Origin of the sequence: Robbsia andropogonis (genome assembly GCF_034047095.1) — a bacterium.
GTDB lineage: Bacteria > Pseudomonadota > Gammaproteobacteria > Burkholderiales > Burkholderiaceae > Robbsia > Robbsia andropogonis.
Genome location: NZ_CP139167.1, coordinates 149,778 through 176,508 on the forward strand (window position 1 = coordinate 149,778; position 26,731 = coordinate 176,508).

Genomic DNA, 26,731 nt, shown 5'->3' on the forward strand with positions numbered 1-26,731 from the left:
CTCGACTCATCCGGCTCCTATCGTCCAGTCGCTTGTATTGCCGCGCCCCAATGCGGACATAGCGTCGGAGCGCGATGTTGAAGATCAGACAGCCAATCCCAGGCCCTCGAGATATGGCCGCGAAGCTTCTTGTACTTGCGTCGCGCCCATCGCACTAGATGGAAGTCCAGTGCCTTCAGGGAACGTTGCAAGGTCGACGGATGGAAGAGCCCGTAATACCGTACCCAACCAACAATCTTCGGTCGAAGCCGCGCTAGCAGCTCCCCCAAATCATATCGGCTCAGGCGAGATAGGCCCCAATCACGCATCTCCTGCCGCATAGCTTTCGCCGCTTTGTCGCTCACGGCCGGCGAGAAGCTTGTGAACAACTCCCCTCGCCGATTCATCGCCTGTCTTGGCTTAAACGTATAACCAAGGAAGTCGAACCGCTTCACAGCAAAGTCACCACGCCGATTCGCATCGACGCAATATACGACCTGAGTTTTCTCTGGATGCAATTCCAACTGACACTGTGCCATACGAGCTTTAAGATCAGTCAATAACGACTGCGCCTCCGCTTCGCTTTCACAATGGCAGATGACGTCATCCGCATAGCGTTCAAACGACACCGTAGGATGATGTCGCTCCATCCATTTGTCGAACGCGTAATGCAGGAAGAGGTTTGCCAACAAGGGACTAATAACACCCCCTTGCGGCGTGCCCCTATCGCGCATTTGCCGTGTTCCGTCCGGCATCACCACATCCGCGCTCAGCCAGCGCCTAACATACAGCGCAGTCCACCGGCAGTCGGTATGCCGCTGCACAGCTTTCATCAATAGGGCGTGATCGATGTTATCGAAGAACCCCTTGATATCAAGGTCAAGCACCCAGGGACGTTGCCAGCAACGACTTCTGGCAACGCGCAAGGCATCGTGTGCCGAGCGCCCCGGTCGATAGCCATAAGAATCCTTATGGAATACCGGCTCCAGCAACGGCTCAAGCCGTCGCCGAACGACCATCTGTGCAATCCGATCAGCAACCGTGGGAATACCCAGCGGTCGCGTTTTGCCATCCCCTTCGGAATGTCAACTCGCTTGACCGGTGACGGGAAGTAGCTGCCCGAGGCCATTCGATTCCAGATCCGGTAAAGATTCCTGCTTAGATCTCGATCGAACTCGATAATACCGACCCCGTCAACTCCGGCCGCGCCACGATTCGCTTTGACGCGCTTGTACGCGTCCCAAACTTCACGCTTGGTAATATCAAACGACTTTGCCTCAGACATGAACGTCATCCCCTTGCAGGTTGTGTCCATGCTGAGACCGAACGACGACGCCCCTTCGGTCCAGCTCCATTACAGAGCCTTCTACCCTACTACGAGCATCTCCGTCCCTGTGCCCCGCATCGGTACTCTCGTTCTCGCAGAGGCTTTCCACTTGAACTTCTCCCTTAACATCGGGACGACAGGTTCTTACGTTCCTTACTGAAGCCTGATACAGAGTCACGCCGCCTTCATGCCGGGCGCCGGTCGAGCAGTCGGCAGGCTTCCCTCGACCTTCATCCCGGGCTAACCACCAAGGCCCGGTTTCGACGCCATCTATATACGTTTCGACACCACATCGACGGTTCATTTTCATTCGTCTCTCTGTACCGCACCTGACGCAGTCATTGCTGCGCCTTTTCCTCAACGCTCACCACCAGAGCTCTTTACCCCAGCAGCTTGAGGTGGTTTGGAGCCTGCTCCTGCAAACCGACTCCGAGGGGCCCACCCTCATCTTCAATAAAGCACCACAGTTCTCCTTCCTGCTATGGAGGCTGTGTTCGTAACACACGGTGATCGGCATATTTGCCGATCATGACGTGTGCAAGCAAACCGGGACCGGCTAACCCTCGGGCAATGGGTCGTGACGGCGCGCTCGCTTGAACGAGTGTCTGACAGCATGCGCAACTGAATTTGGGACGCACGTGTCGAATGACACGCCAGCTCCCGGGCACGTACTCGAGCTGCTCGGCGACATCCTCACCGATTGGCTTGAGCGCACCGCCGCAGTCCGGGCAGTCATTGCCTGAGGGCAGATGCTCGAGCGTGTCGCGCGGCAGATCCTCCGGCAGCGGCTTGCGAGAGCGGTTTTTACGTTCTTGTTCGACAGGTGTGGCGGGCGGCGGATCTTCCCCGTTGTCGAGCAGCAATTCCTCGAGCTTGAGTTCGAGCTGACCGATCTCGGTCTCCAGCTTCTCGGACTTGCGGCCGTACATCTGGCGGCGAAGCGCCGCGATCTGAATCTGTAAATGCTCGATGAGCAGTTCGCGTGCGCTCAGATTCGATTGGAGTTTGCGCACCTGGCCGGCCAGATCCGCGACCATGCACTGAAGCGCAACGACCTCGGTGGGGAGCGCACTGTTAGGGGATTCGGCCATGGCGACAGTTTACGCATTTCAGGCCACGTATACAACTGCTACGACTACGCCGCACGGGGTGTGGCGGTGCGCTGTGGTCGGCGCCAGTCGATGCCTTCAAGCAACATGGACAACTGCGCAGCGCTCAAATGCACGCTGCCGGAATCGGCCTGCGGCCAGACGAAGTAACCGTGTTCGAGGCGTTTGCAGAGCAAACACAGACCCTGTCCGTCCCACCAGAGCACCTTGATTCGGTCGCCGCGCCGACCTCGGAAGACGAACACCTGGCCGCCGTACGGGTTGTTGGCAAGTTTGGTTTGCACGACAGCGGCCAAACCGTCGAAGCCACGCCGCATATCGGTTACGCCGGCGACCAGCCACACTTGCGTGCCGGGAGGTAGCCCGATCATGCTGCACGTGAGGATGCCAAGGTTTGCGAGATGATCGTGCGCAGAATCTCGACCTCGACGTTCCCCCGAATGACGATCCTGGTCTGGCCATGCAGCCACTCGAGCTCAGTCGGGGGAACTGTGGCTAGCGGAGCACGAGCGTATTCTGAAGCAGTGGATGCGGCGCTGACGACGGGCACGAAAGTGACGTGATCGGCACGCTGATGCTCGCGACACCAGCGTGCCAGTTGATTGGCGTTGACTCCGTTGGTCAATGCCAATGCTGCACGCGACACGTCCGGCAGCATCGCTTGGCGCACCAGCTCGCGCTTGAATTCCTTGGTGAAACTGCGTCGCGCTGTGCGCGGCGTGACGGGTACCACTTGCTTGCCTTCCATCGTCTGCATCCGTCGAAAATCCGACAGCATGATGACGTCCATGTCGCGACGAAAGATGCCTTGGGTGGACGCTTACCGATCAGTGCGATCATCTCCTCGTCCACCGGGAGTTTTCCATCGCGATACAACTCCAGGCGCGCCTGCTGACGCTGGAGTATTTCGAGCCAGTCAGCCTGGTAGGTGATCAGTCCGTCGAGCCTTTTCTTGCGGTCGCTGTCGTTCATCTGGGTGTCTTTCGTATCGTGTGGTGAAGTGATGCTCGGTCTGGTAGAGCACGGCGCGTCCGGCAGCCAATGGCACGGCCGGCACTGCTTGGCTCAAACAGATACATGTGGAGGAGAATGACGCGAGGCGCGGCCGTACTGCAATACCTCGTCAGCGATCGCCGCAACGTCCGCAGCTGGCAGGTCCCAGGCCGTCAATTCTGCCGCAGTGCGGGCCGCGAAGGCTTCGGGCGTCAGCAGAATTGTTTCTTGCTCGACGACGCAGGGTTCAGCAAGCAATTCAGCGATATGTGTGGCCGCAATCATGCGCAACGGCCCGCCACCGACTCGCCACAGCGAGCGCAGTTGAAAATCACGCAGGCGCTGAACGCGCAGTCGGGCTATCTCCCAGAGAAGGGTCGTCACGTCGGCGTGGCCACGGTACCGATTACCTAGCGCTTATAGCTCGGCCTTGGTGAGGCCGGGGCGGAAATTGGAGTGCATCGCCACCTCTTAAATGCTGTATATTTACACAGTATACTAGTGCATTTGAGGCCCATAGAATGCTTGCCGATTGTCGACGTTGTTCGCTGCCGACGTTGCTGTTTAATCGATAGGGATTGCTTTGCAGTACAGTGGGCGCTTGCAGGTGGGAGGATTGTTAACAACTTTTCTAAATAGTCCGTTAGTTGCGTTTTAATGCGTATCAAGAGACGATAAGCGCGTGACTGCCCCATGGAAATACTTCTCGTCGAGCTCGATGCCGATGTACCGTCGACCGGTGCGGCGAGCTGCCTTACTGGTTGATCCTGAGCCCGCAAAGGGGGCGTCCATGTAGACAACTTTATAGACGCAAAAGTGAAAAATTTAATTTGTTCTACGCTTGACGATATCGTCGACTTGTCTGTATTAAGCATTGGCGAAATGTCCTTTTTTATTCGACAATGCTAGCTGGACGTTCATCGACGGAACAGATATGCCAGCGCAGTGCATCTTCACATTGAACGGGAAAAACACTTCCACGCTTTTCTGTAAGGGTTTTGGAGGGGTCTCGGCTTTCTCCGGCCGTAAGCAATATGTCGACAAGCCTTCGGCGACTGCCGTTGCTGGCATGGGTCCAATTCCGAAGGGGCGTTACTACATAATCAAACGCGAGTCAGGCGGTCGACTAGGGCGTGTTCGTGACTACGTAATGGATCTCGCTTCCAACAGTCAAAGAGCTACATGGTTCGCTCTGTATGCAGCCGACGGAGCGATTAATGATTGGACATTCGTGAATGGGGTCCGTCGAGGCAATTTTCGACTCCATCCTAACGGACGTTTCGGTATAAGCGATGGCTGTATTACTCTCAATTCACAAATGGATTTTGACAGGCTCCGTACCTATTTACTGTCACAGGCTCCAGCCACAATTCCTGGGACGGATATTCCGTATTATGGAATGGTTGATGTGCGATGAAAGTTCTCAGTCGTATCTTTTTGGTCTTGGTCCTTACAGCGCTCATATTTTTGGGCTTGGGCCACAGCGACACGGTGTCGCGATGGATTCTGAGTGATCGGGCCTGGTCATTTCTGATGCCGTTTTTTCGGCTATTTGGCATTTATGGGAGCGAAGGTGAGGAAAACGTAATTTTCTCTTTGCTGGCAGTCATTAGCTTGTTTATAGCCGTAATCGTCGTATCGGCGACTTACGCATGGAGCGGGCGTAATAAAGGTGGTCAGAAAATTACGTCCTGAATGGGGCGCTTACTTGGACCCGTTTATCAGAGCCCATGCCAATTCGTTTTGAATCTCCGTAATATCCAAGACGTGCTTTGCGCGTGTGCATGCGACGTACAACAATCGTAGCTCATCCTCGTCCAAGGCCGTCTTGCCATCCTCCTTTCTAAAGCGGAAGTCGTTCATAAGCTTGACGCGCCCCCATTCAAGGCCCTTGGCACGGTGAACGGTGGAGATGACGTAATCCGCTTTTTCCTCGGCTGTGATCATCGGCACCAGGCTACGCAAACCGTTCGTACCGTATTCGTCGATGAACTCGACAATCGGTTGCGTGTCGCGGCCCGCGACGCTGCGCGAATAATCCTGCGCCTCTTTCCATGTCTCGAAAAGCGAGAACGCAGCCGGGCGGAATGCTCGCTTGCCGGCCATCAGGGAATCGGCGCCGTCCGCGTAGGCGAGTATTTCAGCCGCACTCATCCGAATCGCGGGCTTTTTGCCGGCGACCACGCCCGAGGCAAGCTCCCATATGGCTGTGACGTTTTTGCGGCACAGAACCGCATCAACCGGAGGCCGGATGGACGGATCGTAGACCACGAATGAGCCGAGATTCTCTTTGCCCCGGACCGGTGTTTTTTCACCGAGTACGCGCAGAATCTCGCTCGCCAATATTGCAATCTGTGAGCCAAATCTGAATGACTGCGTCAACCGGCGCTCGGGCGCCTCGATCGCGGCCATCGCATTGATCGCACCACGCCATTCATAGATTTGCTGGTAGGGGTCACCGACGTAAATCGTTTGCGCATGCTTCTGACGGCTGAGCACAGAGAGCATGACACCATCGCTGTCCTGCGCTTCGTCAAAAAGAATGACGTCGGCGTTGATCTTCGGGTTGGATTGCGCCCAGACTTTCAGATAGACATCCGGGATGATGGCGCTACGTCCTTTCGGATCAACGCTTTCTTGCCACAGTCGGACCACATGGGGCACGAGATTGGAGCGCAGCCAGGCGGCCGCGCGCTCGTCAACCTTCTCGTCGACAACGATGTGCTCAGCGAGCGGTACAGCATCGGCTGAACGACAAAACCGACCCAAGCCTTCAATGATCATTCTTCCGAGATCGAATTGCTCGAGATCGAGATCTCGTCCCGTTACCGATGGAACCCGAATTGGCTGGATCTTATAACGCGCGGCTAATTGATGAGGTGCTTCTTCCGGTAAATTGAGCCGTGCGGTAAGTGCCCCGTTGACTGACGCGAAGGCGAGCGAGTGCACGGTCCGGCAGTTCACGGGTGCCGGGAATTTATGGCGTGCATGCTCGGCGATGGTTTTATTGAACGCGAGGTAGCTGCAGCGCCGCTCGCCCATCGCGCTGGCGAGCAGCTCAAGCGTGGAGGTCTTCCCGGCGCCGGCGTAGGCTTTCACTTTAAGATCGCCACCCTGCAGGGCCGCATCGATAACGGCGCTCTGTTCAGCCGTAGAAGCGAAATGAACTGACATTGTCATGCCCCGCAGTAGAAACGCCCAATAGATAAGCCGCTCGCCTGCGCACTGCGCTGCTGCATTCGGGTCAGCACCGCAGCGGCGATAGGCTTAGGAGGTGATTGCAAAACGCGGATATTTCTGACCACGGATCCACACAGGCGGACGCCCTTCCCCGACCACGTCTCTCCGGTTTCGGCATCGCGCCATCCAGTTTCATCACATTGACGACGCTTCCCGCGTGGCGTTTGCCAAAATGGCTAAAAGTGCCCAACGCCCATAAATGGAAAATCCCCCTGTACCTCCTGCCAGACAAGGCTTTCGGGAGGACGTATCGGGTTTACGGGCGCTGAACCTGGGTGCGAAGGTTTTCGATCCGCAGCGCCATGGGCTCAAAGATGGCGCGCATCGTTTCCCGGGAGACTTCCGGGACATCGGCCTGCAGCAACAGGGCAGGCAATTGCGCAAGCAAGGTGGTCCACTGCTGCCAGGTGTGCTCCAGCAGTTCGGCCTTCACCCAGAGATCGCGCTGCGGACGGGCATCGAGAATCGTCTGGAACTCGCGCTCGAGCGTCGCGCCGTCCGAGAGAAGGCGCAGGACGGTGGGCTTGATGGAATCAGGCAGCTCCTGTCCGGACTTTGTCCTGCCGGCATCCTTGAGCCATGCCTGCTCGAAGAGCTCGCCATAGCGGTACAGGCCTGGGTACGTCTGGCACAGCGACACGAGCAGTTCGTTGGAGGTGGTGTTCCAGAGCCGTTGCAGCTCGGGCGTATAGGCAGCCATATGCGCAAGCAGGGCTGCGCCGCGGATGCCGTTTGCTTCAAGTTGACGCACGCGCTGGTCGATCGCGGCGGCGATCCGGTGCTCGTCGGCAAATCTTCGCTCCTTGCCGGGCACCTGAATCTGCCCCGTTGCAATACCTGAGGCAACCGTTTCAACGATTTTCGCATAGCGATAGAAGCCGGCAAACTCACGCGCCAGAAGATTGATGGCGGCGTTTTCCAGCTCCGTCATCAGGCGATGGAAGTCAGGCATATGGTCGACCATTGCCGCCATGATCTCCGCTTCGTCCAGCCCTGCGGCCTGGAAACGTTGCATCTGCGCGTCGATGCGCTCAGCGAGCTCCCGCTGTTGCGGTGTAATCGATGCAGCAGCCTCGTTTGCCCGGCGTTTTGCCTCACCCATGCGATTCTCCGTGATCGGTCCGCCGGACTTCCCGTGGGGCGAATGCTGCGCATGGCAGCTATACGTCCGGCCGTGTCTGCCCCGGCCGGGCAATCCTGCTCCACCACGCTGGATCGGCATAGAACGCGGCCAGCGCATCGATGTCGACGTTGGCACCGCCCGGCGTGAACTCGAATGCCCCGAACAGGTTGATGTGCTGCCAGGCGACGGGCGACATGCTGGCGATCAGCGCCATTGCGGCATCGTCGCTCGCGGCGCGCTTCTGCTCGTACACCCGCGAAAGCAATGCCGTGTTGTAGTGAATGATCGCATTGGCAATCAACCGCGAGCATTCATTCCAGATCTGCTGTTCAGCCTCTGTCTGCACGCGAAACCTGCCAGCGTTGACGAAGGCAATCGCACGGCGCAGGCGGTGATAGGCTTCGCCGCGGTTCAGGGCTTTCTGCACACTCTGGCGCAACCCGACATCATCGATGAATTCCAGAATGTAGAGCGTGCGGCACAGATTGTCGAGTTCCCACAGCGCCTTCTTTGTCTGGTTCTGGCGGGCATAATTGCTGAGCTTGCGTACGATGGTTGCCTGCGTCACATTCTTCTGCGCGAGCGAGGCCATGATGCGCTGGATGTTGGGCCACTCGCGGATAATCAGTTCGTCGTCGGACCTGCGCGACGGCCGGATCAGCCAGTCTTCATTGTAATGACCCGGCGGGTGACGGGCGACCAGGCGATCGATCTTTTTGTGCAGATTGCGATAGCGCGGCGCGAACTGGTAGCCGAACGTGAACAGCGTGAAGAAATTGACCTGATTCGTGCCATGCGTGTCGGTCGAGTGGCGATCGGGCTGGATGTCGGACGTGTTGTTGTAGAGCAGGTCGAATACGTAATGGGATTCGTGCTCGTGTGTGCCGATGATGGTCGCATTGGCCGGTACATGATTGGCGACCAGCGTGCTGGCGCTCACGCCCTTGTCCAGACCGAAGTACTTTGGCGAGTATCGGGCGTTGAACGTGTCGATCTGCGTTTCGAAACGCTGTCCATCGCTGCTCGAATGAATCTCGTCGCGGATGTCGAACAGCCGGAACGCCGGCAGGCTGGCCGTGGCGTTGCTGATCGCATCGTTGGCCCCATGCAGGGTTTCCGGGCGCAGGTAGTTCCTGGCGGCGGTGAGCAGGCTCGCGTAGCTCAGGCCCGAGACTTCGGCCATCCGGCGCAGCCCCATGTTCGTGCCCATGGCGACCACGCAGGCGAGTATTTCACGTGGATCGGCATCCTGGCGTGCGTTACGTTCGAGCACATGAGTGAATGCCTTCAGGAAATCCGTACGGCCCGCGACGAACCACAACAGATTGGCGATGCTCACGCCTGGCAACTGGCCGTAAAACGATCCGTTGACCGTTTCGTCGATTTCAGGGTAGAGCAGCGTCCACCGGCGCACGCCCTTGCGCTGGCCGATGTTGATGTGCGTGTTCTCGCCGCTGTCGATACGCTCGTTGACGCGTTTGAAGCTGGCGTCGATTGCATCGTGGAACATCGTCAGGGTCTGTTCGATGGGCGCGAGCAGAACCGGCGCGCCGATGTCCCTGAGCAGCGCGTCCTTCTGTTCCCAACGGACATCGCTGATCAGATCGTCCTCGAACCGGCGATACTCCGTGCTGTCCTCGCCGTACACGTCACCCGCTTCAAGCGCATTGCGCAGGAGCCGATAGACGAGGAATTCATAACGGTCGACATCGAGCTGTTTCTTCCGGCCCGGCTCCGATGTATAAAGATAACGCTGCAGGTTCTTCGGGATCAGCGCCACGGGAAACGTGGCCGGTTTCACCTGCCGCAGCGAGCGGCCATTGCGCAGCAGATCATGCAGGAATGCGATGGCCTCTAGGAGCGGCGCATCCTCGATGCGACCGGAGAACTCAAGTTCACAGAACAGGTGCCGCAGGTTGCGCTTGATTTTCGCTGACAGCGTTGCGTAGTGCGCCCACTCGAAGCCGGCGCGATCAAAGGCGACGTTGCGCAGATAGCCCGACACCGGCTCGAACTGCTCGCGCTCGAGTAGCGCAAAGGCCTGCTTTCGAACTTTCGAGAACGGCGTGCTATCCGCAATCGTCTCGTCGACGAACAGGCCCAGCACCTTGCCCGCGGCCTGAAGGCGCGAACCCGCATCAGACTGCGCCTTGAGCATGGCCTCCTGGGCTGCAGCGCGAGCCCACTTCTCGTACTGGCGAACAAGATGGATGAATGCATCGATCAGGTTGTCGTTGATCTGCCGGAACCGGTGAAACGCAAAGCACAGCAGATAAAGTCTCGCGACCCGCGCCGGCATGCGTCCGAGCTTGTAGACGGTGTAGTACCGGACGAGCGACGCGTAATACCGGCCACTCTCGGTTGAGATGCCGGCGAGCTCGAGAAAGCTTCGGGCAAATTCGTGCAGGCAGGCGAAGGACTGTCGGCGGGCCACTTCCTCGCGCAGTTCACGCCAGCTGAAATCCCGCGGTTCGCGCTTCAGAAGCGTGATCCGGTAGGCGGATTCGTCGGCCTGCAGCAGCGCGTCAATCTGGTGTGCGATGTCTGGCGTGAGCGCCTCATCCAGCAGTGCAGTGATGCGCTGGCGCTCGCTGGTCACGACCCGACCGGTCATGTCCTGCAGGATGGCGTAGGCCGGGGCGACGATGTGTTGCTGGCTCAGGTACTGCAACATCTCGCGCAGGAGGTAGACAGGTTGCGTCGAGCGCATGGCGATACGCTGTGCGCGACGTTCAAGGTCCTCGCGCGCTACGCTGTCGCACAGGCGATATCCGGACAGATCGAGAATGGTGTCCCTCAGGGCTCGCCGTGTGGGACGGGACGGCAGACTGATAGTAGCCGGATCTACCTCGGGAAAGTGCCGCCGCACGACATAGTCCAGATCCTCCCGCACCGCCTCCAGGCTGTAATCGAAGAACTGCCGCTTCGCCCGGAAGTACCCAAGCTGCAGCGTCAGGTGAACGGCAACAGGTGTCGTGCGGGAGTGGACCGCACGCGACTCCGGTTCGTCGAGTTCAAAATACGTCTGACGCTCCTCGCCGGTAAAGCGCGGCACGCCATAGAGATCGTCGATCTCCTGCCGGGTGAGGATCGACAGACGGTGCGAGCGCTCCGGTGCATGCATGGGCGGTTTCTGGTTACCAGTTCGGGTCAGGCCATTCAACGCCTTCCCATCGCTTTAGTTCGCGAGGTGATATCGATTCCGGGGTGTGCCGTCCGTTCGCAGGCGTGGAATAACGGTCGTACATAAAGTCGAAGCTCAGCAGCAGCGAAGCCAGGCGACCCGCCCGCTCGGCCTTCGACCAGGAACAGAACATGGCGCCCCGGCTGTCGAGTTTTTCGAAGATGTCCGCAGTGGGATCGATTCGTAGCCAGTGATCGACCATCGCTTGCCCCTGCGCACCAAAGTCTTCCCGCAATGCCGCCTCGATGACCGCTTCCAGCGAGTAGGTGATGGCCTGATGCCGCCTGGAATGGTCAAGGTATCCGAGTGAGACCCGAAGCATCCGATGCTGCACGAGGAGAACGGGCCAGAGAATCTCCACACCGTAGCGCACGCCCATTTCCTCGTAGCCTTCGGGCGGTTGCAGGATTTCCCGCTGCTGCTCATAAACCTTGCGCACATCATACGCGAGGCCTAGAAATGGCCCTTCTTCCTGCGGGATCAAGGGAGAGCGTTCATTGACGTCATGGACGACCTCGTGCAGCTCGATGAGCGAATGGTAGTCGCCGACGAGCAAAATGCCGGCATGATTTTTCAGCAACTGATAGTCAAGCACAGGCGTCTCCTTCCACATCAAAACGGTGCAAATTCGAACTCTGGCCTGGCGCGTACGAGCTTGCAGCGTTTCAGGTTCCTGACATCTTCGAACGCTGCAAGGTCCTGCTCGAGAGTCCAGATGTTGTTCTGGAATTCCCCGATCTCGCTGGCAAGATCACGCAGGACCGTATCGGGTGATATCGGGCCGAACGGATCCATCCCATACGCATCCCGGAAGGCCGATTCGACGTGAAGGATTTCCTGATCGAGTTCGCGCACCTGACCCCGCAGGATCGTGTTGTAGTGCTTCAGCCGCTCCTCACTCAGGCCGTTGAGCGCGTGCTGGTCAATGTGCTCGAGTTCAAGCTGCAGTTCCAGTAACTGCAGCAGATTGTTTTTCTGGTAGACCTCGTTCACACGCTGCATCAGACAGGTCTTGCGCTCCCGCTCCTGAGGGTCGGTTTCACGATCAGGATGCAACGCGCTGGCCAGTTTGCGGTAAAACCTCGCGCAGGGACAGGTTGACCTGCGCCTGCTGCTCCTGTGCCCGCGCCTCGGCGGCCTGCTGTCTGGATGATTTTTTCCGTTTCGCACGCCGGGTATCGCGTTGCACATTCTCGCTTTCCCATTGCGCCTGGGCCTGCTGGAGATGGACCTGCGCACGCTGCAGCAGATCTTCCGGGGAATTCAGGTCTTCATCGTCTCCCAGGTCAACGCCGAACATCGTCTCGATCATGCTCTTCATCCCGTCGACCTCAGCGGCCACCTGACTGTCGTAGCTCTCTGGACTGTATCTGTCGTGGATGATCTTCATCTGCCCTTCGTCGTCTTCGCCGCCTATCAGCTCGCCCGCCAGATCGACAATCACGAGCGCCACCTTGCGGCGTTCAGCCTGGGTCAACTGGTCATGGGCCTGGTCGAGACGGCGCGCCATCCGGTGCCTGCAACTGTGCCGACGTTTTATCGAGGGGCAGAATTTCATCGACATATTGCTTCTGGAAGACTGGCGTCACCGTTTCCCAGTCGCGCAGGCGCTTGCGTCGTTTGCCTATCTGCCCGATCAGTGAGTTGAATGTCTTCCGGGCTTTTGACAGTGCTGACGGAGTGTGGTCGTGCGCAATGCTGATGGACCGCGATGTGCTGGTCATGAGGAGATTTTCGCTGAAGACAATGGAAGGCAATCGCTGCGCACATTTTACCCGACGGCACAGCGTCTGAATCGGTCCGTCGGTCACATGGAGGTGAGCGCTCTCGAATGTCTATCGCTAAGGCTTATTAGCGATAGACTTCTGTTTTATACTAAAACTTCCGTTTTGCAAAACGCGTCTCACCTGGCTGGCACACCATCGCGCTGTCGTATCTATAATCGAAAGATGCCGAACATAGACCCATCCTTCACATTTCCCGATACCCCGTCGTTATCCGTGCTGCGCGCGTGGTACGCTGGCATGGGTTCGCGTGAGGCTGTCGAGCGCTATCAACCTGAAGCGCTCGGGGACGGTACGTCAGCACGCGGCGTAATCGGCCGCATTCGCCGGCAGATCGTCGAATTTGCCCTCAGTCGGCATCGCGAGGATGTGGCCAGACTCTTCCAGTGTCCCGCGGATGAACGTGAGTCTTATCGCAAGGCGGCCAGCCGGGCGCTTGATATACTGCCATCGCTGCAGATCCCACAACCTCAGGTCTCTGACCAGGTCGACGTCTGGCTACCGGCACGGGTTGTAGCAGTCCTGCATCGGCACGGTATCCATACGCTCGCCGATCTGACCGTACGCATCCCCCGCCGGCGGCGCTGGTGGCTTCCGGTGGCCGGACTCGGCGAGCGCAGCGCACGCTGTATCGAAGCATTCTTTGCGGCTCATCCCGCGCTCACCGAGCGGGCGCGCGCACTGGTTGCCGTTACATCCCCCGAGGGTGTGGTGCCGTGGGAAAACATCCTCGTACCACGCGAAGTCGATGGTTCGCGCGGCCTTTTTCGTGCGCCGAAATCCATGTGCGCGCTCGAGGCCGATAACGACTGGCAGGCCATCAACGCGTGGCTCGAACGGCACGAAGCCCGTGACACGCAGCGCGCCTACCGCCGCGAGGCAGAACGGCTGCTGTTGTGGGGCATTGTCGAACGCGGCAAGGCGTTATCGTCACTGACCAGCGAGGATGCGGCGGCCTGGCGTGCCTTCCTGCGCCACCCCGCGCCCCGCGCTCGCTGGGTTGCACCCGCGCGGCCACGATCGTCGCCCGAATGGCGGCCGTTTACGGGGGCACTGTCGTCGGATTCCATCGCCTATGCGCTGTCGGTGCTCGGCGCCATGTTCCGCTGGCTGATCGAGCAACGTTATGTGCTGGCCAATCCGTTCGCGGGTCTCAAGGTGCGTGGTGCGCGCCGCAAGGGCAAACTGGACAGATCCCGGGCCTTTACGACTGGCGAATGGGAGCTGGTACGCACGATCGCCGACGGGCTCGAGTGGTCGTATGGCTGGGCAGTGCCGGCTGCACAGCGCCTGCGATTTCTGCTCGACTTCGGTTACGCGACCGGCCTGCGGGCCGCCGAACTGGTTGGTGTGACACTCGGCGGCATCGAGCATGGCGCACGCGGTGAGCGCTGGCTTCACCTCACGGGTAAGGGAGCGAAACCCGGCAAGGTGGTCCTGCCGTCACTCGCAAGCTTCGCGCTGGACCAGTATCTGGCACAACGCGGTTTGCCCGTCACGCCGTCCCGATGGGCACCTGATACGCCGATACTGGGTCACCTCGGCGAGCCGTGCGGCATCACCACGCCGCGCCTGAGGCAGATGCTGCGCCGGTTCTTTAGCGACGCGGCCGATGCCATCGAAGCCGACCATCCACCTCTCGCAGACAAACTGCGACAGGCCACGCCGCACTGGATGAGACACTCGCACGCGACACACGCACTGGCCGGTGGGGCAACGCTCACGACCGTGCGCGATAACCTGCGGCACGCATCGATTTCCACGACCTCGGTCTATCTCGACGACGACGAGGTGCGGCGCACGCAACAGATCGAGCATGTCTTCACGCGACGCTCGCCCGCGTAACGACTCGCCCGCCCTCCCCAAAGCCTCATCTGACAAGGGTTACGGATGGATTTTCCATTTATGGGCGTTGGGCACTTTTAGCCACATACGAGTACCACAGTGGATCGTACGGATTCTGGTCCGAATGCACCAGGATATGCCGCACAATAGCCACCGAGCTCGCATGGAAGAGCCGATAAAATGAAGGCCGTTGATCAGGCACGGGGTTACGAGCAGAGAACCACCAGTCGCGATTGCCGACCATCGCATAATATTTCTGCTTGATCCACCGTAGCCCTTTCTTGGGGTGACGAGCTTTCGCCCAACGCCACAAGATATAGAAGATCCGATGGTCGACATGCGAGAACGTCCGCTTCGCAACAATATGCCGATGATAATTCGCCCAACCCCGTATAACCGGATTTGGGGTTCCAAGCCGGACAATGGCATTCGGTTAAGGCTTCGGCGCGGCACCAAACGAATTCCATCGCGTGCGGGGCTTGAAGGAGCGTCGCGGGTAGCGCCGCCCCGGGCGATTGCGTTGCCTGATTCGGGCCACTGCCGCCATCGCCTTATCCAGCCAGTCCGCAACAGTACGCCCTGCCATCAGAACAAGATTTTCCAGGTGGCGTCCGACAACAGACAGGCAATGCTTGAAATTGATCTTCAACGTCTTGCCGGATTGAGGCCATGAGATCGTGCGGCAGGATTCCTCTGGCCGGCCATTGGAAGGTAGCCGGTTGCGGGTATCTATTTCAAACAGTCGGGCAAGGTTGATCAGCAGGAAATGCCCATAGATCTCATGCTTTACACCGCGCTCCGTTTGCGAATGAAAGTCCTCCATGCCGATGATCTCTTTCGAAATCTTGTACAGCTCTTCGATGCCCCAGCGCCCGTGATACAGATCCGGAAAACAGTCTGCAGGATAACCGGCCTGATCCATCAGGGTCGTGGCATACACGTGGGTTTCATCCTCGATACGGCACTTCACCAGCCTGACTGAAAGCGGCTGAGGACCCACGGTGTGTCCGCGTTTTTTGAGCCCATGTTTCACTGCGGGCGACGGGACGTACTCGATAATGGCGTCCCTGCGCTCACTCCCCCAGAACGCGGCCACTTGCGAATTGGTGGTCCCCTGCTGCAGGCGGAACACCGCGTATTGTCCGCTGGCCAGAACCTGATGCAGCATCAGGTAGCTGAAGTAGCCCCGGTCGAAAATGACCAGATCTCCCTCCTCCAGTTTTGCCAGATGGTCAGGCACACAGCGGCGTTCATCGTTGTGGGGTACCAGTACGAAATCGTAGATCAGTTGTTCCTGCAGGTTGTACAAGCCGCTCACCATGCCGCAAGGGTAATGCCGGGTCGTCTCCCGCGGAGTTTTATAGCCGTATTCCAGCAGGCCGCGGGGCGCATTGATTTTCGAGCCGTCTATGGCGAAAACGCGATGCCCTTTCCAGTTCGGGGTATCCCGGTGAGCATGCCACAGTGAAATCAGTTCGTTGTTGAGCGTTTTAAAAATGGCTTCTGGAAGCTTTTGCCGGGCCTCACACAGCGACGAAGCCGCAACAGCATCGGTACGGGGCAGAGTGATCCCTTTGTCCGAACAGGACTCCCAGAGTGCGCACAGACTGCTGCCATAGCCCTGCCGGTTTCTACTCAAAACCAGCTTCAGGATGAATACGACCAGCAGCCGGGTATCGATCACGCGCTTACGTTTTCGCCAGATTGGATCCATGGCTTGACAGGTTTGCTCAAACAGTTCGCCGGCTTTTGTCCAAAACACTGATATTTCTTCATGAGGCATCGGGAAGAGGAACCTTGCTCGATTTTTTGAGAAAACTAGCATAGCGCTTAACCGAATGCCATTGCCAAGCCGGAACCGCCGAAATTTCCGTCACTCCAATTCGAGCCCGGCGATAAGCGCGTCCAGGTCGATTTTGTTGTCACTTTGAAAGGTGTAGTGCCCGTTCAGCAGGATATGTCGCCAAGCCGCCGGCGATATCTGTGTTAGCCGTGCCAACGCCTTGGTGTTGCCGCTGGCTTCGCACTTCGTCAGCAGCCGCGACAGAATCGCCGAGTTGTAGAAGATGATCACGTTGGCGATCAGCCGGGCGCACTGGTTACTGCTCTCGATTTCGATGTCGGTGCGGCCGGTCAATTCCTTCTTGCGTCGATCTCGACCACTTCGATCTACCAGCACACCGATGATGTCAAGCGTGCGCGGCAGTTCGGGCAGGCATTTACTGACTGAATGACTCCTCCGTCACCTCAGGCAACAAGCCGATTGATGTTCACAATGTGGAACGGCGGAATTTTCGGCGGTTCCGGCTTGGAACCCCAATCTGATCTCAACAAATTGCGCTATCGCTTATCTGGCGGGCAAAATGACCGCCTAAGTGAATTGGCTATTCCGTTGCTCCCCGGACCCCATTTGCGACACCGCGTGCGTGGCTGTCGTGTCTGCCAAGCTCTTAACCTAACAAAAAAGCGCACCACTTGGCGCGCTTTTTTTCTTTTCTGAATTCTAGAGAGCCTCACAGAACCGCTCTGTTGTACGGTGAAACCCCTATCAGCTCTTGCAGCTTCGCGGCGAGATCGCCCCACGCACCGACCTGCGGATCACTACACTACGTTCGTTGATCGACACTTTTGCACCCGATTCCGCCCGCATCACTTTGGATACAAGCCAATCATACGATTGCTTTTGCAGCGACACCACGCCCGGACGAAGCGTCTTAGATGCGTTCGAAGCCATAAAAGCCTCCTTCGTCGTTTTCTGGTTGCGCGACTACCCTCACGGTCATGCCCCGCGACGGGTCGGTGAATCGCCTTACCAATCGATTATACATGCGATCCAATGCCGCGGTTTGTGGGATGAAGAAATACTGTGGGACAGTCGCATAAAGAACGGCGTGCTCCCGTAACGCAATCTCCAAGGCATCCATAAATTGCCAGATCAGTCCTGGCACGGGCAATGGCCAACTTTGAGGATTGAAGCTCGTCTCTCGATCTGCTTCCAATCGAAAAAATTTTACGATCCGCGCGCCGCGCGCCGGCAAGACGCCCCGTCCCCATGACTGCGCCATGTCGATGATCGTTGTCTCATCGTTACCGACGTAGGCGTACGCTTCAAAAAAGAACATTACCGTGTGGGTACCGGCGAAGTCGATGCCGACCAACTCTATGCCGTCCTCCACCTCGATGAAGTGGCTGATCGTCATCCCCTGCGCTGCGCTATTGAGATCAGGGAAAAGTAGCGCGATGTTGTCAGGGGTCAGATAGCTGTGCATTGGTCATCCTATATGTCCAAATTCTAGCACTTTCCTGGTTGGTTTCAATGGTGATAACTATTATTATCACCATTGCATTTGATTCCCTTTTTTGGCACTATCGAAAATCCATCGGCCCGAAAGTCCCGTCCAGCAAGGGTTTGCGCGGGATTTCAGCCCTCTGTTGTCGGCCGCTTGATCCGACGCGTGGCATCGTTCTTAACCAGCGCCTCCCCATGACAGTTAGTTGCAAATTGCAATGACCGAAAACTTACTCGTCACCCGGCAATATTCTGCAAAAGACTATGCGGCGCTTCGCGGTTTCGTACAGAAACTCAGCCCTGAAGTCCTCGCTCGCACCTATTACGATCAGGACGAAGATCCTCATGCCGCCACCCCCAGCGCCATGGAGCGATACCTCAAGGAGATGCTCCAAACGCTCGTCGATCTTGCGATCGAGCATGGCAGCGCTCCCCTGGCCACTCACCTCAAAGCCTCAATCAGGACGCACGGCGAGCCGCGATTGACCATCGTTAGCCTTCAGATGGTGTTCGAAGCCGCCAAACTCGCCGCCGCATCGCCCAAAGCGGAGCACGGCGTCGGCATGTGGTTCCGGCCACTCGTCGCACGAAATATCAAAAGTGCCGGCATTCGCACGCTCGGTGAATTGGTCGCATTCTGCAACCGCCGCGGGGGTAGTTGGTGGCGAGCCGTGCAGCGCATCGGTTACGGACGCGCTCAGATCATCGAAAACTGGCTCAACACGCATCGTCCGTCCATTGGGCAAGCATTAACGATCGCGGCCGAGACGAACGACCCTCTTGCCCTCCCCGAGACGGTCACGCTCGAGCCCGGCAGCGCTACCCTCATACCGCTAGAGCGGATCAAACTTGCCTCGCCGCTCAGCGGTGCTGACGGCATCAATCGCGCCAAGCTTTTTTCCTATATCGGCGCATCCAATGACTTGGAAGCGATTCGAACGTATCTCCATCTATATCGGGAGCAACCAAAGACGCTGCGCGCCTATACCAAGGAACTGGAACGTTTTCTTCTTTGGTCAGTGACCATTCGCCAAAAACCCTTGAGTTCAATCCTGGTGGAGGATTGCGAGGCGTATAAGGATTTTCTTCAGAATCCTTCTGAGCGTTTCGTCGGACCGAAGGCGCCGCGGATGTCCTCTCGCTGGCGCCCTTTCTCATCCCCTGCACTCAGCCCTGAAAGTCAGCGCTACGCGGTCCGGGTCATCAAGGCGGCGTTTTCGTGGTTGGTGGACGTGCGGTATCTCGATGGGAACCCCTGGAAAGCGGTACGTGACCCCTCGATCGTTCGACGCGAGCGTCAGATCAAGGTCGACAAAGCGTTACCCGAAACGCTATGGCATATCGTGCGTTCCGAGGCGCTTGCCCGCTCTCTACAGCCGGAAGCGGTCCGCTGGCGCGTTGCAGCGGCTTTTCTTCTTCTTGCGGGCGATTGCGGCCTACGGCGCGAGGAGGTATTTTCCGCCCAAAGGGAGTATCTGCGCCTTGAACCCATCCCTCATTCCGAAGACGAAATATGGGCTCTCACCGTGATCGGCAAACGGATGAAAGAGCGCACAGTTCCGGTAAGCGAGGAAGCGGTCGAGGCGCTTAGGCGCCATTGGCAGGATCGAAACCTGGACTTCGACGCGCAAGACGCGAGTGGGCCACTGCTCGCCCCAGTCGTCGTGCCCCCCACCCCCCGCGCGATAGCACGGCATGCCGATGGCACAAAAAGCTACCATCCGAATGTAGGCAACCAACTTGTCAATTGGATACTTGAACAGCTGCTGAGTGATCCGCTATTCCTTTCTGACGCGCAGCGTCAACGCCTCGGGCGTCTCACACCTCACGCACTGCGTCATACGTTCGGCACCCTTGGCGTGTCGGCAGGCATTCCGCTTGATGTCATGCAGAAAATACTGGGGCACACATCACTTCAAACGACCACTGTGTATGTGAACAGCGAAACTGAGCGGATTCTATCCGAGAGCAAAAAATACCATCGTAACAGTTAGGCACTCACCACAAAACGCCGCACGGGAAATTCAGCCTAGATCCTGAAAAGATGTTACAGGGCCTGGCATCGCTGCGCTTGGCATATCATTCCTTTGTGTAGTCGGCATCGCAGCAACTGGTGGCAGGCGGTTCCTCGTACCGGTGTGGTCCGGCCCAAGTTCACAACCAGATAGATAGGCTCTCGTACGCATACGATCGGGCTCAATTCGAACGTCAGTGTTGACCTAGTCGTCCCATTGCTCGACAACGACGGATCGAGAGTTTTGGTGCGAACGAATTGTGTAAAGCCCCCCTCAGGCTTCCCGAAACTGGCCAACGAGCAAGCCCCCCCAAAAAAATGGATCGAATTGCTCACTTGATATTCCCTATGCGCCAGCTAAACATGATTTAGTGGCTACCGCCGACTCTCTACGGATATTTTTCATTCAACCCGCGTCGTTGCCCGGTTGCTCAAGGTCATTTGAGTTACTCACCATGTTGAGCATAAATCAGCACGAGATCGGTCAGTTTGGCACCATTTGCTCAAGACAATTTTGGTGCACATTCGCAATCGTACTCGACAGGACCTTGAGGAGAGCGTTCAAAAGACGTGCGATTTAGCTACTCCACGGACGATCCTTGGACGGCAGGCAAAGATGAGATGGTTGCCATTCGCGAAATGTCGGTTACATCGCGCGCTCCAGCCCTCTGCTCCCAGTGTTACCCCTAATGCATTTCTAGCAATCCGTTTGGCGTTTCTGTGCACGTGCACAGAAACGCATCCAAACCTTGTCAGCCTCGATATAGAGCTAACCGGCAAACCAAGTTCGCAATAACAAGCGACTTTTGCTCATTCAATACGGCGTGCGACCGGCTCCAACAAGTTCTTGTTAGAAGGCGATTCTGTGCACGTGCACAGAATGAGAAATTTGATTTAGAAGATTAGCGAAATGTTTCAACATTCACCAAAATGATTTGATATCATCGACAACATCATCTATTTACAAACGCAGTTTCTGTGCACGTGCACAGATTCCCTGTACAAAGAGGTGGATCCTTGGCCAAAAAGCGAAAGCTAACTAGTAGCTCAGCGAAAATCATTTTGGTGACCAACCAAAAAGGAGGGAGTGCAAAAACCACGACCGCTATGAATACAGCGGCGGCGTTACACAATGCTGGTGAGCGAGTTCTGCTAGCGGACTATGATCCGCAAAACACTCTAGGTAGCTGGTACGGGCAGGCTGACGATACTAACCCCATTCCGTTTCCATATCTGAACCTATCTACACCAAGCCTTGATGTAACCACCGAGTTGGAATCACGACAGTACGACTTTGATTACATCGTCATTGATGGTCAACCAAATCTAGATCTCTCCATGAGCGGCGTATTGCTTCTTTCCGATTTCGTGCTCGTTCCTCTTAAACCTTCATTGGCCGATCTGCACTCAACACAAGGAATGATCAAAGAGATTCAATTGGCACAAGCTGAACGACCAGACTTGAAGTTCGCATTACTGCTTGTAATGGTCAAGAAAGGAACTCTTTTGCTTCAGTACACGAAAGATGCCATACGTGAATTAGGATTCCCACTTTGTAAGACTATGGTTATGCATCGCGAGCTACACCCCCACACATATGCTCTTGGACATACTGTCTTTTCAAATCGAACTTTGGGCTACCGAGCCGCGGCTGAAGAAGCGACCAAAATCACTGAAGAAATAATTAATCTCAGTCTAAAGGGAGCTGATGATGGCAAGCAATAAACTTCAGAAGGCCTTCAGCAAAGAGCGTAGCGCAGAGACCGTAAGTGAACAAAATTCCGGACTTTCGCAACTAAAGAGTCAACCCAGCAAATTCGATCGCGCGCGCAGCCTAATCGATGGGGCAAAAAAAAATGAGAACCATCCAGCTCTCACTCAAATAGATCAATCAATGCTTGAGGGCTACTCACAGGATTTCAGGGAGTGGTGTGTCTTGAGTAACTACACTCCAAATAGCGTCATCGACGTACCAATCTCGAAATTGAAGTCGTCACCGTTTAACGCACGACATTTCTACATCCCTTCGCAACTTCAACACCTTGTCGCAAACATAGCCGAGCATGGGCAACAACAACCCATACATATCTCGCCTGATTACAGTGAGCCCGGCACTTTCTTTGTCAATGAAGGAGGGCGCCGATGGAGAGCGTTAGATGCGCTAAAGCGACTATCCGCGAGAGCTATTGTCCTGGATCTGACGCCCGGGGCTAAAAGTTACAAGCTTTCGTATGACTTGAATGTGACAAAAAAAGATCAAACGCCCTTTGATGATGCCGTGAAATGGACGGCTCTCCTGAGAGAAGGGGTGTTTAAAAATGCGAAGGCGCTCGCCGACGCGTTAGAGATAGGAGAAGGGCAGGTCTCCAAGACACTATCGCTTGCCACAATCCCGGAGCATTTACTTGAACTAATGGTATCAATTTCTCCCGAACAGATGGGACTAAGGAAAGCGTATGAAGTGAAAAGGTATTGGGAGGAAAGCGGGAATAACGAAACTACCACGCGAACTCTGATTGAGAATATCGGGGCTGGAGATTATTCCATAAAGCAAGTTCAGGCAGCGATAGCAGCGTTAAAGTCAGGACAAGCGTCGAAAACAGCATCGAGTCGACCTGTATTTAATCGTCGAATTGACTTTAAGTTAGCAAACGGTAAAGGGCTCGGAAGTCTTAAGACATATGCAGAAGACCGACTAGATTTAAAAGTGACAGGATTACCGGTGGATGTTCGCGATAGACTTAGAGATATAATCCAAGATACTTTAAAGCCGTACGAAGTGACCAAAGGAACACAAATTGAGTAACGTTATATAAGTAGTAAAATTCAAACCCTGTTCGTTTGAAATAGCACGGGAGAATTAGGAGAGCGCACTTAGGCTTCACGTCGTAAGTAGGTCGTTTTCCAGAGCCCAGTTCAGCAGAGTTTCTGCTGAAACATCTCCTACCTCCCGCTCTAATAAAATCTGCAGAATAGCTGTTTCGGTGCTCTTGGTGAGGCCACGAGTTTCATAAGCTTTCCAGATAGTATCGTTCTTACGCAAATCGTTTTCAATGCTTTCTAGTCGTGCTTTCTTTTCATCTTTGGACAATGATGAAAACTCGGTCTTTATTCGTATGAGTTGCTCAGCTTTGTAAGCTGCTCGCAACATATCTGTCGACCGCTTAACCTTAGGTACAGGTTGCCCAGCGTTGGATAATGTCGTCATAGTCGGAGAACATGTTTCGGGGACCCCTTTTCCTGTTTCAGCTCCTTGAGGAACCTGCGCATAATTACCCTCTAACGCGGCCTTCAAATACTTCGAGGGGCTGTCGATTCTTGTTTTCCTCTTGTTTTTAACGCGTCGCTCCGTATAGTCAATATGTGCAAGAACATACTCTTCATTGTATTGAAGTACTGCTGCTGTGATTTCGTCAATCGTTAACGCAAGAGACAGTGCTCTTCGCTTCAAGTCTTCGTTGATAATCGAATTCGTGCCTGATAAATCCAATTCTTTCTGGATTTTCATTTCTAGAGAAAACCATAGCGAGTCTACTTTACGTTCTCTCTTTGCGGCATGTGCTGTAACAGTAAAGCGATTTTGTTGTGCGTTGACTTGTTCTATCGCCCGGACCAACATTTTATTGAAATCTCGGAATTGAGAATGTGGTTTACTGGCGCCTGACAGCAGCACACTCCACGTTGTCCAATGCTCATGGAACGTTTCCTTTTTTGGAGCAGTTTCATACCTACTGACAATTTCATAAAGGGTCAACGCGGAATAGCTCGTGAAGCTGTTCTGCATACGCATATCGATCCGGTGGAACATCGCCGGATCAAGCAGTCGCTTAGCCATTTCACTTGGGAACGAAAACTTAATAACACCGTCGCTTGATATATAGACTTCCGCAATCAAGTTAGCGATGCCCCAGGAGCTTTTCTCACTCGTAGAGTCGCCGCGAAAGTCAAACTCAACTTGAATCGTTGTTAGCTGCCTCAGCATTTTCTTCAAAAAACTGCGGCTGTTATTCGTTGACTGACCAACGAGCTCTTCAAACTCCGCGATAGAAACTTCGAATGTTATTTCGGTTCCAAGTCTATTTCGTTGCGCAATTTGAAGCATCGCGTTGAATGCTTTGCGCTGCAAGAATGTGATTTCGCCTGAGCTAGCAACGTTTCGAATCGTGAGAGCCTCAACCGCTTTTCGTAATTGCAGCTGTGTGGGTATCGAGGTTTCTGTGATGACTAGGTGTGAATTCTTTTTTTCCGTGGATTCGATGACGACGGAAGACGCACGACGGCCACGCCGCTTCAGAGCTAAAGTGTTTTCTCCGTCAGTGTCGTACTTTGTCATGTAGAGATGTGCCACGCTTCTGGTTCCATGGCACATTACGTGTGACTTTGCTTCTAGTCAATAACATCTGTGTGCCAACATTCCCGACCAAATGTGCCTTTTTTCACTGGATAAGCGTAACTTCGTACTCGGATGGTCTTACAGAACTTTTTATGCCCTGCCGATGGATTGAGCATGTTGTTTTTGTTTCGCTGTGGGACACGCTGAAATGTGCCATGAGTCACCCCTGTTGCGTCATTGGCGTGCTGAAAAGTGCCATCGCTATCCATCTAAAAAAGAGCTTCTTAACGTACTGTTTTATAAAGGATTTTCTTTTAGAAATTTGGCGAAATGTGCCATCTTTCACGCTTTGAGGGTTTTGAGGTTGGGATCTTATCTCTGGTTGTAACAGCTTAGTTTACCTTTATATACGTTTACGTAAACCTTATGGATAGAAATTTCTATTTTATTTCAAATAGATAGAGTGGTTTTGTGTGCCTTCAATCATTTGATATGTGCCACTAATCACGAGCTTATGTGCCTGATTTCACCTCGTTTGTGTCTTCTTTCACTTTATGTGCCATCTTTCACACCTTCGGTTCCATGAAAAATGGCACAATGCTGTTGGATGTTCTAGTATTTTGATATTAAAATCAGTTACTTAGCATGTGTGCCATCTATCACGCAATTCGAATTGTCGTGATAGATGGCACACAAGGGAGCTCTCTTGAGGATCTGTTCGTCGGCGGAGTAGATTAACGTCGGGACTCGTTGAATTTGAGATATATTTTTATAAACAAGTACTTATGTTTGTTTCCTAAAGTAAAATACGACGATATTGCTCATTGCTGTTTGACTTTGCCCAGTGTGTCGAGGTTCTCTGATTTACGAACAGGGGTGATCCATAGCACATTTCGCCTCGGTGCAAGCCCGTGAAAGATTGCGTTTTTTCGACGTCTTTCGCGACTTGATGTGAAAGATGGCACATTTGGTAGTCAAGCGTAAGCAATGGGACGGGGGCATGCACCCCACACCAGAGTGGTGGCGTATAAAGCGACGGGGTCTGTCACCCCTCGACAAGCAAGTAGCGAGCACCATGCAAATCACTACGTATCTGGAACTTTAAGGTCTACATTTATGTGCCCCGAGGTCTACGTTCATGCGAATGGACTACGTCCATGGATGTAGTCCTACTGTGGATAACGTCGATTCTTTCAGAGTCATAAATGCAAAGAAATGTTGTGCTTAGACGTTTTCCAGTGAGGGCGTGATGACCATGTTGCCACTGATCGCCTGTGGCTTATTCTGTTCCATACGATTGCTTTCAGGGGTCGAATCCTGATAATGAAGCTCCTCAGAGATGTCGAGGTAAGCGCGCGCTGATCTTGTTGCCATCAAGCACGAGCTCGAATTCGTTTCTGCCCCCTAAACCCCGATGAGCGCGCGAAGCCACGCCGTGCGACGTTCCCGGCGGACTTACCTCGCGCGTGGAGCGGCATCACGAACCAGCATCGGCAGTGTGTCCCGGCTGTTGCAAATTGAAGCTATTGCTGCCTCATAACTCTCCGAAGAAGCCTGCCAAACACCCGCGTCAATATCCTATAGCCGCGCGCTTACGATCATGATGGCGTTATGAAACACGCATAGAACATCCCCCGCATAACACTTCAGGGCTGGTCGAACGGCGTCCCGTTTTTTAACGAGAGGAGGATTCATTTCGTCAAACGAATTTTTTGTTCGATTTTTTCTGCGAAACTTTTAGCTTCCTCAGCGATAATTTCGGCGTTTAGGGAGTTACTGAAAGTAATTTTAATCACATTATTCTCGCCGTCGAAGGTTAAAATGAATTCAGGTGATCTAAACAGGAGCATTGATTGTGAAAGTGCATCTTGCTGTTTCGAATAGAGCGCACTTTCTAGCAACGATAATCTGATGGCGTGGCTTTTGAGTGCATGGCTGTAGGGCAAAATACGAACGGCGGTATCCGTCACTCGCTCTACGCCATAGGTTATTTTCAATTTTTTGACAACTTCGACGATCGATAGCGCAAATGCATGAGGAGAGTTAAAGTAGATAAGAAGATCACTTGGCCACGAAGCCAGTTCTAAGTAATGACGTATTGCAAATTCGCTGATCCCGGCTGCCTTCGCTAGTAACAGGGTTGATTTAAAGTCACCAATAGACCAGCAAGTTCCAAGTACTTGTGCTTTTCGTGCTGCGGCTGACAACGATTTGTTTTGCCTACCAAATTCCGCATCAATGCTTTTCAGTTGCTGTCGTAGCAATGAACACCATTTCTTTTGATTGGCGTCGAGTTCGATGTGGGCGAGAAGGGGAGATTCAGGAACATGTTTCTTTGGCATATTGAAAGATTCGTAGAATCTGAAAAATCCAAAACACTAATATACTTAATAATCAATTACATACGTAAATAATCAATATGTAAAGCTACATCAAAATTACGAAAAGCTTTCGCGCTGCTCTAAGATTTCGACTTTCTGCACGATCCTCAAGCAAAAACGGCGCTTAATA

The 26,731-nt window shown here is 54.8% G+C and carries 21 protein-coding genes and 3 pseudogenes; 6 read left to right on the forward strand and 18 right to left on the reverse strand.

What is annotated here, in order from left to right; translation table 11 throughout:
* Positions 1 to 17: 17 nt before the first annotated feature.
* The 4 genes and pseudogenes from ltrA to SJQ66_RS11625 all read right to left on the reverse strand — a co-directional run bounded on the left by ltrA (position 18) and on the right by SJQ66_RS11625 (position 3,193).
* Positions 18 to 1,264 (reverse strand): annotated as a pseudogene (gene ltrA, locus SJQ66_RS11610) (group II intron reverse transcriptase/maturase).
* Positions 1,265 to 1,785: 521 nt separating this feature from the next.
* Positions 1,786 to 2,397, reverse strand: coding sequence for an IS66 family transposase zinc-finger binding domain-containing protein (locus SJQ66_RS11615; protein ID WP_320534218.1), 612 nt, complete (start codon positions 2,395 to 2,397; stop codon positions 1,786 to 1,788).
* Between the two features lie 44 nt (positions 2,398 to 2,441).
* On the reverse strand, positions 2,442 to 2,786 hold the full coding sequence (tnpB, locus tag SJQ66_RS11620) for an IS66 family insertion sequence element accessory protein TnpB (protein ID WP_046154715.1): 345 nt from the start codon (positions 2,784 to 2,786) through the stop codon (positions 2,442 to 2,444).
* Positions 2,783 to 3,193 carry a transposase gene (locus SJQ66_RS11625; protein ID WP_320534219.1) on the reverse strand — a complete coding sequence of 137 codons (411 nt, stop codon included), beginning with the start codon at positions 3,191 to 3,193 and terminating at the stop codon, positions 2,783 to 2,785. The genes tnpB and SJQ66_RS11625 overlap by 4 nt, the downstream gene beginning before the upstream one ends.
* Positions 3,194 to 3,504: 311 nt before the next feature.
* On the opposite strand from SJQ66_RS11625, the gene SJQ66_RS11630 reads away from it, so the two are divergent.
* Complete coding sequence (locus SJQ66_RS11630; RefSeq protein ID WP_320534220.1) at positions 3,505 to 3,822, forward strand: hypothetical protein; 318 nt, start codon at positions 3,505 to 3,507, stop codon at positions 3,820 to 3,822.
* 240 nt (positions 3,823 to 4,062) lie between these two features.
* Here SJQ66_RS11630 and SJQ66_RS11635 read toward each other — a convergent pair.
* Positions 4,063 to 4,191: pseudogene (locus tag SJQ66_RS11635) on the reverse strand (DNA methyltransferase); the annotation flags it as partial.
* Positions 4,192 to 4,342: 151 nt separating this feature from the next.
* Between SJQ66_RS11635 and SJQ66_RS11640 the strand changes: the two are divergent.
* A complete protein-coding gene (locus SJQ66_RS11640) occupies positions 4,343 to 4,825 on the forward strand; it encodes a DUF2778 domain-containing protein (RefSeq protein ID WP_081765240.1) in 483 nt (160 codons plus the stop codon).
* 287 nt (positions 4,826 to 5,112) lie between these two features.
* Here SJQ66_RS11640 and SJQ66_RS11645 read toward each other — a convergent pair whose 3' ends face one another.
* The 7 genes from SJQ66_RS11645 to SJQ66_RS11675 form a co-directional block, all read right to left on the reverse strand.
* Positions 5,113 to 6,582 (reverse strand): 3'-5' exonuclease, encoded by a 1,470-nt coding sequence (locus SJQ66_RS11645; protein ID WP_320534221.1) that lies wholly within the window; start codon positions 6,580 to 6,582, stop codon positions 5,113 to 5,115.
* A gap of 322 nt (positions 6,583 to 6,904) precedes the next feature.
* Entirely contained in the window at positions 6,905 to 7,750 is an 846-nt protein-coding gene (locus tag SJQ66_RS11650; protein ID WP_320533719.1) for a hypothetical protein, read from the reverse strand.
* A 58-nt stretch (positions 7,751 to 7,808) separates the two neighbouring features.
* Entirely contained in the window at positions 7,809 to 10,895 is a 3,087-nt protein-coding gene (locus SJQ66_RS11655; protein WP_320533707.1) for a Tn3 family transposase, read from the reverse strand.
* A 13-nt stretch (positions 10,896 to 10,908) separates the two neighbouring features.
* Positions 10,909 to 11,550, reverse strand: coding sequence for a DUF6904 family protein (locus tag SJQ66_RS11660; protein ID WP_320533706.1), 642 nt, complete (start codon positions 11,548 to 11,550; stop codon positions 10,909 to 10,911).
* Positions 11,551 to 11,567: 17 nt separating this feature from the next.
* Complete coding sequence (locus SJQ66_RS11665; protein ID WP_320533720.1) at positions 11,568 to 12,011, reverse strand: hypothetical protein; 444 nt, start codon at positions 12,009 to 12,011, stop codon at positions 11,568 to 11,570.
* Positions 12,001 to 12,465, reverse strand: coding sequence for a hypothetical protein (locus SJQ66_RS11670; RefSeq protein ID WP_320533721.1), 465 nt, complete (start codon positions 12,463 to 12,465; stop codon positions 12,001 to 12,003). The genes SJQ66_RS11665 and SJQ66_RS11670 overlap by 11 nt, the downstream gene beginning before the upstream one ends.
* Positions 12,437 to 12,679, reverse strand: coding sequence for a hypothetical protein (locus SJQ66_RS11675; protein WP_320533704.1), 243 nt, complete (start codon positions 12,677 to 12,679; stop codon positions 12,437 to 12,439). The genes SJQ66_RS11670 and SJQ66_RS11675 overlap by 29 nt, the downstream gene beginning before the upstream one ends.
* Before the next feature lie 225 nt (positions 12,680 to 12,904).
* Between SJQ66_RS11675 and SJQ66_RS11680 the strand changes: the two genes are divergently transcribed.
* Positions 12,905 to 14,584, forward strand: coding sequence for a site-specific integrase (locus SJQ66_RS11680; RefSeq protein WP_320533703.1), 1,680 nt, complete (start codon positions 12,905 to 12,907; stop codon positions 14,582 to 14,584).
* A gap of 58 nt (positions 14,585 to 14,642) precedes the next feature.
* Here SJQ66_RS11680 and SJQ66_RS29675 read toward each other — a convergent pair whose 3' ends face one another.
* The 4 genes and pseudogenes from SJQ66_RS29675 to SJQ66_RS11695 all read right to left on the reverse strand — a co-directional run bounded on the left by SJQ66_RS29675 (position 14,643) and on the right by SJQ66_RS11695 (position 17,853).
* A complete protein-coding gene (locus SJQ66_RS29675) occupies positions 14,643 to 15,008 on the reverse strand; it encodes a group II intron maturase-specific domain-containing protein (protein ID WP_407691494.1) in 366 nt (121 codons plus the stop codon).
* 9 nt (positions 15,009 to 15,017) lie between these two features.
* A complete protein-coding gene (locus SJQ66_RS11685) occupies positions 15,018 to 16,298 on the reverse strand; it encodes an IS4 family transposase (RefSeq protein WP_320533958.1) in 1,281 nt (426 codons plus the stop codon).
* A gap of 159 nt (positions 16,299 to 16,457) precedes the next feature.
* Positions 16,458 to 16,730 (reverse strand): annotated as a pseudogene (locus SJQ66_RS11690) (Tn3 family transposase); the annotation flags it as partial.
* Between the two features lie 568 nt (positions 16,731 to 17,298).
* Complete coding sequence (locus SJQ66_RS11695) at positions 17,299 to 17,853, reverse strand: hypothetical protein (protein ID WP_320534222.1); 555 nt, start codon at positions 17,851 to 17,853, stop codon at positions 17,299 to 17,301.
* A gap of 238 nt (positions 17,854 to 18,091) precedes the next feature.
* Here SJQ66_RS11695 and SJQ66_RS11700 point away from each other — a divergent pair, with 238 nt between their 5' ends.
* The 3 genes from SJQ66_RS11700 to SJQ66_RS11710 all read left to right on the forward strand — a co-directional run bounded on the left by SJQ66_RS11700 (position 18,092) and on the right by SJQ66_RS11710 (position 22,693).
* Entirely contained in the window at positions 18,092 to 19,867 is a 1,776-nt protein-coding gene (locus SJQ66_RS11700) for a site-specific integrase (RefSeq protein WP_320534223.1), read from the forward strand.
* A 1,037-nt stretch (positions 19,868 to 20,904) separates the two neighbouring features.
* Entirely contained in the window at positions 20,905 to 21,612 is a 708-nt protein-coding gene (locus SJQ66_RS11705; protein ID WP_320534224.1) for an AAA family ATPase, read from the forward strand.
* Positions 21,596 to 22,693, forward strand: coding sequence for a ParB/RepB/Spo0J family partition protein (locus SJQ66_RS11710; protein ID WP_320534225.1), 1,098 nt, complete (start codon positions 21,596 to 21,598; stop codon positions 22,691 to 22,693). Before SJQ66_RS11705 ends, SJQ66_RS11710 begins: the two co-directional genes overlap by 17 nt.
* Positions 22,694 to 22,768: 75 nt before the next feature.
* Here the strand turns inward: SJQ66_RS11710 and SJQ66_RS11715 are convergent, their stop codons facing one another.
* Positions 22,769 to 24,235, reverse strand: a complete 1,467-nt coding sequence (locus SJQ66_RS11715; RefSeq protein WP_320534226.1) for a RepB family plasmid replication initiator protein — start codon at positions 24,233 to 24,235, stop codon at positions 22,769 to 22,771.
* Between the two features lie 1,676 nt (positions 24,236 to 25,911).
* Positions 25,912 to 26,562, reverse strand: coding sequence for a hypothetical protein (locus tag SJQ66_RS11720; protein WP_320534227.1), 651 nt, complete (start codon positions 26,560 to 26,562; stop codon positions 25,912 to 25,914).
* Positions 26,563 to 26,731: the final 169 nt, after the last annotated feature.